Here is a 6,134-nt window from a genome sequence, read left to right as displayed (position 1 = left end):
CCCGTTGCTTCTGTCCACCAGATAATTGACGCGCAAAGCTATGTTGTTTATCCAGCAAACCAACACGTTCTAGTAATTGCAAAGCTTCTTCCGTTACTTCCTTCTTGTCTCTTCCTTGAGCTTTGATAGGGCCTAGGATGAGGTTTTGAAGGACATCCAGATGGGGAAAGAGTTCATAGCTTTGAAAGACCATGCCAATCTTTTGGCGAACGAGGTGAAAGTCTTTTTTATTTTCAACGATAGACTGACCGTCCAGAAGAATATCTCCACCTTGAATACTTTCTAAGCCATTGAGGCAACGAAGGAGGGTACTTTTCCCACAACCAGATGGCCCAAGAATAACCACAACTTCCCCCTTTTTAATATCTAAAGAAAGTCCTTGGAGGATAGGATTGTCTCCAAAGGATTTTGTTAGTTCCTTGATTTCTAAGATAGTTTCAGACATTTAGTTCCTCCAATGTTTTTCTAAGTGAGTGGATAGTTTGGAAATAGGGAAGCAGACTGCGAAATACAAGACTAGAATGGTTCCATAAATCCAAAATGAAGCAGTTGGGATAGTCAGGCGATTGCTGTCGATGATTTGTTGTCCAACCTTGGTAACTTCAACTACCCCAATCAAGACAACCAAGGAAGTGGTTTTGATCATCCGAGTAACAAGATTGATAGCCTGCGGTAGCAGTCTTCTCAAAACCTGTGGGATGATGATGTGGTAGTAAAGTTGAACATTGGTTAAGCCTAGTGCCTGTCCACTTTCAAACTGATGTTTAGGGAGAGACGTGATGGCTCCACGTACCAAGTCTCCCATTTCAGCTGTTCCCCAGAGGGTAAAAACGATAATAGCTGAAGTCTCACCTGAGATATTGATATTAAAGTTTCGAGCCAAGCCAAAGTAAACAATGAAGAGTAGCACCAACTGGGGCATGATACGGATGAATTCTAAATACAATCGTGTCAAAAATCGTACGATTCTAGAATGGGAGGTCATGATGATTCCCATGACTGTTCCGAACATCATGGATAAGAGAACAGACAGGATGGATATCCCAATCGTGACGCCCAATCCCTGTAAAATCCGCAGGAGATTATTTCCCTGAAAGAGTACTTGGATTCCCGAATCCTGCATGGCGGAGCCTCCTTTCTATCCAGCTAAAGACCAGTGAGATGGGTAGCAACATGATAAGGTAAGCAACTACCAACATAGCTAGCGCAATGTCTGTCTCATAGTAGAGCCCAATCAAGTCCTTGGCGACATACATGAGATCGGCCAAAGCCACTGCTGAGAAAACAGAGGTTTCCTTGATCAGGAAAATGACATTGGCACTAAAAGAGGGGAGTGCCACCGCTGTTGCTTGCGGAAGAACCACATAGCGAAAGACCTGTAGAGGTGTCAGACCGATAGCTAATCCAATCTCCTGCTGGGTTTGACTGACGGCTTCCAGCCCACTTCGGAAAGATTCTGCCATATAGGAGCCTCCTAAAAAGACCAGTCCTAAAGTGGCACAGACTTCTGAAGATAGGACAATCCCTACTCTAGGAAGACCGAAGTAGAGAAAGAAGAGTTGAATCAAAAGGGGCGTATTGCGTGACAATTCAATATAGGCTGTCGCTACTTGCGCCAAAACAGGGATTTGATAGTGTCGGATGATACTAACGATTAAGCCGAGCAGAAAGGATCCCAGAATCCCCCAAACTGCAATATGCAAGGTCAGAAGAAATGCCTTTTGATATAGTGGTAGATATTGTTCAACAATGGACCAATCCAAAAATAGAACCTCCCATCTAGAAATAATACAGTTATTGTAGCACTTAAAATCTCCTTTGGATAATATCTATTTTTTATTGTCGTTATAAGGATTTTTTATCATAGAAATAAAATTTCTGAAATTTCCAAACAAAATATTTGAAAAGTTTTGAAAAAAGAGTTAAGATATTTTTGTAATATACAAAGTAAACGCTTACTTATTAAGGAGGACATTTTATGTCATACAAAACAAGCAATGCAGAAGGTCATGTAGACTTCATCAATACTTATGATTTGGAGCCAATGGCGCAACAAGTGATTCCTAAAGCAGCATTTGGCTATATCGCTAGTGGAGCGGAAGATACTTTCACTTTGCGTGAGAATATCCGCGCCTTTAACCACAAACTCATCGTTCCGCATACGCTTTGCAATGTAGAAAATCCAAGTACAGAGATTGAATTTGCAGGCGAAAAATTGTCTTCACCAATCATTATGGCACCTGTTGCGGCCCATAAATTAGCAAATGAACAGGGGGAAGTGGCTACTGCGCGTGGTGTGCATGAGTTTGGTTCCCTCTATACAACCAGCTCTTACTCTACTGTCGATCTTCCAGAAATTACGGAAGCCCTTCAAGGGACACCTCATTGGTTCCAATTTTACTTTAGTAAGGATGATGGCATTAACCGCCACATCATGGACCGTGTGAAGGCTGAAGGTTATAAAGCGATTGTCTTGACGGCAGATGCGACTGTAGGGGGCAATCGTGAGGTTGATAAGCGTAATGGTTTTGTCTTCCCAGTTGGCATGCCGATTGTTGAAGAATACCTGCCAGAAGGTGCTGGAAAATCAATGGACTTTGTTTACAAATCAGCTAAACAACGCCTATCCCCTCGAGATGTAGAATTTATCGCTGAATACTCAGGACTTCCTGTTTATGTTAAGGGACCACAATGCCGTGAGGACGTTGAACGTTCGCTTGCTGCGGGAGCTTCTGGTATCTGGGTAACCAACCATGGTGGCCGCCAAATCGACGGTGGACCAGCAGCCTTTGATTCACTTCAAGAAGTAGCAGAAGCAGTTGATAAACGTGTGCCAATCGTCTTTGACTCAGGTATTCGTCGTGGTCAACATGTCTTTAAAGCCTTGGCTTCAGGTGCAGACTTGGTAGCTATTGGTCGCCCTGTTATCTATGGTTTGGCTCTTGGTGGTAGTGTCGGTGTGCGTCAAGTCTTTGAACACTTGAATGCAGAATTGAAGACAGTCATGCAATTGTCTGGAACTCAGACCATTGAAGATGTCAAACACTTCAAACTCCGTCACAACCCATACAACCCAACCTTCCCAGTTGACCCTCGTGACTTAAAATTGTATTGATAAAAGAGAGTGCCTCCACATAATGTGGAGGTTTTTTGCTTGTGTTTTAGAAGTTTAAATAAGGGTCAATTTGTATCAAAAAGCATATAGATATATTTTTCAGTCAAATATCTTGCTAGGGCTTTCATTTTTTGCTATACTGGTGCAGTAATTAAATAATAAAGACATTTGGGGTGCTTTAGGCTGAGATGATACCCATTGAACCTGCTACAGTTAGTACTGTCGAAGGGAAATGTGAAACGTTTTTTCGTATGTCGAAATGAACGGTCTAATCTTGTAAGCTAAACTCTAATTCTTGATTGTAATTGGAGTTTTTTTGTTTATTAAAAGAGGATAGGCTGGACGTTAAGCCTTTCGGTAGCTCACCTTGTATGCCCCACTTGTCTTTGAAAAAGGAGTTTTTTATGTTGAAAAAATGGCAGTTAAAAGATGTTATCTTACTTGCTTTCTTGTCTATCTTTTTTGGTGGCGTTTTTGTGGGTTCAGGTTATCTGTTTGATATCCTCACTCTGATTTTAGCCCCTCTTGGTTTACAGGCCTTTGCCAATGAAATCCTCTTTGGTCTCTGGTGTATGGCTGCGCCCATTGCGGCCATCTTTGTTCCAAGAGTGGGAAGCGCAACGATTGGAGAAGTGCTAGCTGCGCTTGCTGAAGTCCTTTATGGTAGCCAATTCGGTCTAGGCGCTCTTTTGTCTGGCTTGGTTCAAGGTTTGGGAAGTGAACTTGGTTTTATCGTAACCAAGAATCGCTATGAAAGTTGGCTCTCTCTAACTTCCAATAGTATTGGGATTACGCTTGTTAGCTTTGTCTATGAATACATTAAGTTAGGTTACTACGCCTTCTCCCTTCCTTTTGTCCTTTCCTTGTTTGTAGTACGTTTTATTTCCGTCTTTTTCTTCTGTACCATCTTGGTTCGTGCCATTGTCAAACTCTATCATCAGTTTGCAGCTGGGGGCAAGGCATAGATGGGGCTGGAACTACGAGCGATTCAGTCCCCAATCTTCTCTGAACCGATTGATTTTACTTTTCATGAGCAAGTTTTTACCTTGTTAGTTGGGAGCAGTGGTTCAGGAAAATCTAGTCTCTTTCAAATGATTGCCCAAGTCAGTTCTCTTCCCTATAGCGGTCAGGTTCTTATAGATGGGAGCGAGGTCAGTCAGCTTTCTATCATCGAACGTGTCCAGACTGTCGGGATTCTTTTTCAAAATCCCAATCATCAATTTACCATGGAGAACTTGTTTGAGGAGCTGATTTTTACCTTGGAAAATATTGGGCATCCCGTTCAGGAAATTGATTCTAAAATAGCAGAGGTTGTCCAGCAATGTCGCTGTGAGAAGATCTTGCACCGTCCCATCCATCACTTATCAGGTGGAGAAAAGCAAAAGTCTGCTTTGGCTGTTCTCTTTGCTATGAATCCTAGGGTCTATCTCTTGGATGAGCCCCTCGCTTCCATTGACCGCAAGAGTAGGATAGAGATATTGGAGATTCTAAAAGAGTTAGCTTCTAATGGGAGGACAGTTATTTTGTGCGACCATGATTTAACGGACTATGAAGCCTATATCGACCATATGGTGGAGCTAAGAGACGGACAACTAAGGAAAATAAATCAAATCCCTGCCTCTGAGATGACACAGGCTGTTTCAAAGGAAGTTACTTCTAGCCCAGAACTGTTCCATATGGATAGAACGACTTGTGAGCTGAATAAGCGCTCCCTCTTTTCGATTGCGGATTTCACATTCTACCAAGGGATTTCCTGTATCTTGGGTGACAATGGTGTCGGGAAATCAACCCTCTTTCGGTCTATTCTTCAATTTCAAAAGTATAAAGGACGAATTACTTGGAAGAGTTCGGTCTTGAAAAAGAAAAAGAGTTTGTATCGTGACCTGACGGGTGTTGTTCAGGAAGCTGAGAAGCAGTTTATCAGAGCCAGTCTGCGAGAAGAGCTTCAATTAGATGGACCTGATTCTGAAAGAAATCAGCGAATTTTCCAAGCTTTACGGTATTTTGATCTGGAGCAGGCACTCGATAAGAGCCCCTATCAATTAAGTGGTGGTCAGCAAAAGATTCTTCAGCTCTTGACCATCTTGACCAGTAAGGCTTCTGTGATTTTACTAGATGAACCTTTTGCTGGTTTGGATGATAGAGCCTGCCATTATTTTTGTCAGTGGATTGTGGAGGAGAGAAATCAGGGAAGAAGTTTTCTGATCATTAGCCATCGTTTAGATCCCTTGATCTCTGTGGTTGATTATTGGATTGAGATGATTAGTCAGGGTCTCAGTCATGTGAAAGCAGTGACAATTACCAAACCACTCACATCTCAGAGTAGCAGTACCCAAGGGGAGGTGAGATAGTATGGTCAAAGTAGCAACCCAGACACCGATTATCAGTCTCTTCTTGCTGATTTTATCCTTGGAAACATCTTTCATTCCTTCGATTACTCTGAATCTTTCGGTAGTGGTATTTTGTATTCTCTTTATGCTCTATTACCGTCGATTTAAAGTATTGGCTTGGATGATCATACTTGCCATTTTGCCATCCTTTGCCAACTACTGGGCAGTTCAGTTACATGGGGATGCTTCGCAGGCAGTCATGCTTGGAACGAGGGCCTTTGTGACAGTTTGTATTGGTCTTGTCTTTGTTTCCTCTATTTCCCTAAAAGAGCTTCTTTTGTACTTGGCTCAAAAGGGTTTATCACGCTCTTGGGCCTATGCCTTGATTGTGGTATTCAATTCCTTCCCCCTTATCCAGCAAGAAATCAAGTCCCTTAAGGAAGCTTGCTTATTACGTGGTCAAGAACTGCATATTTGGTCTCCCTTGATTTACAGCAAGGTTCTGATGACAGTCTTTAGGTGGCGCCATCTTTACCTGAGAGCTCTGTCGGCGCATGGATATGACGAACATGCACAGTTGAAGAATAGCTATAGGATTTTTTATATTCCTAAAAAAACAACATTCATCTACCTGCTTTTCTTTTTATTGCTTCAAACCAGTCTATTTTTATAAAGGAGTTATTATGGAA

7 protein-coding genes and 1 riboswitch are annotated in these 6,134 nt (G+C 42.1%); of the genes, 4 read left to right on the top strand and 3 right to left on the bottom strand.

Features of this window, described 5'->3' with window-relative positions; all coding sequences use genetic code 11:
- The 3 genes from QZ359_RS05435 to QZ359_RS05425 all read right to left on the bottom strand — a co-directional run.
- On the bottom strand, window positions 1-445 hold a 445-nt coding region (locus QZ359_RS05435), incomplete at its 3' end, for an ATP-binding cassette domain-containing protein (protein WP_293963926.1).
- The gene (locus QZ359_RS05430; RefSeq protein ID WP_060806256.1) at window positions 446-1,123 is read right to left on the bottom strand and encodes an amino acid ABC transporter permease; all 678 of its coding nucleotides are present in this window, start codon (window positions 1,121-1,123) and stop codon (window positions 446-448) included.
- Window positions 1,083-1,763 carry an amino acid ABC transporter permease gene (locus QZ359_RS05425; RefSeq protein ID WP_261024389.1) on the bottom strand — a complete coding sequence of 227 codons (681 nt, stop codon included), beginning with the start codon at window positions 1,761-1,763 and terminating at the stop codon, window positions 1,083-1,085. The genes QZ359_RS05430 and QZ359_RS05425 overlap by 41 nt, the downstream gene beginning before the upstream one ends.
- A gap of 215 nt (window positions 1,764-1,978) precedes the next feature.
- On the opposite strand from QZ359_RS05425, the gene lctO reads away from it, so the two are divergent.
- The 4 genes from lctO to QZ359_RS05405 all read left to right on the top strand — a co-directional run bounded on the left by lctO (window position 1,979) and on the right by QZ359_RS05405 (window position 6,118).
- Window positions 1,979-3,115: an L-lactate oxidase gene (gene lctO, locus QZ359_RS05420; protein ID WP_000120723.1), complete on the top strand. Its 1,137-nt coding sequence runs from the start codon at window positions 1,979-1,981 to the stop codon at window positions 3,113-3,115.
- 159 nt (window positions 3,116-3,274) lie between these two features.
- Window positions 3,275-3,363, top strand: a riboswitch (TPP riboswitch).
- 156 nt (window positions 3,364-3,519) lie between these two features.
- Window positions 3,520-4,080 (top strand): ECF transporter S component, encoded by a 561-nt coding sequence (locus tag QZ359_RS05415; protein WP_293963925.1) that lies wholly within the window; start codon window positions 3,520-3,522, stop codon window positions 4,078-4,080.
- Window positions 4,081-5,466 carry an ABC transporter ATP-binding protein gene (locus QZ359_RS05410; RefSeq protein ID WP_293963924.1) on the top strand — a complete coding sequence of 462 codons (1,386 nt, stop codon included), beginning with the start codon at window positions 4,081-4,083 and terminating at the stop codon, window positions 5,464-5,466. It begins immediately after the preceding gene.
- Window position 5,467: 1 nt separating this feature from the next.
- Window positions 5,468-6,118, top strand: a complete 651-nt coding sequence (locus tag QZ359_RS05405) for an energy-coupling factor transporter transmembrane component T (protein ID WP_293963923.1) — start codon at window positions 5,468-5,470, stop codon at window positions 6,116-6,118.
- Window positions 6,119-6,134 lie beyond the last annotated feature (16 nt).

It is taken from the genome of Streptococcus sp. (genome assembly GCF_019414905.1).
GTDB lineage: Bacteria > Bacillota > Bacilli > Lactobacillales > Streptococcaceae > Streptococcus.
This window is presented reverse-complemented; position numbering and strand designations above follow the sequence as displayed.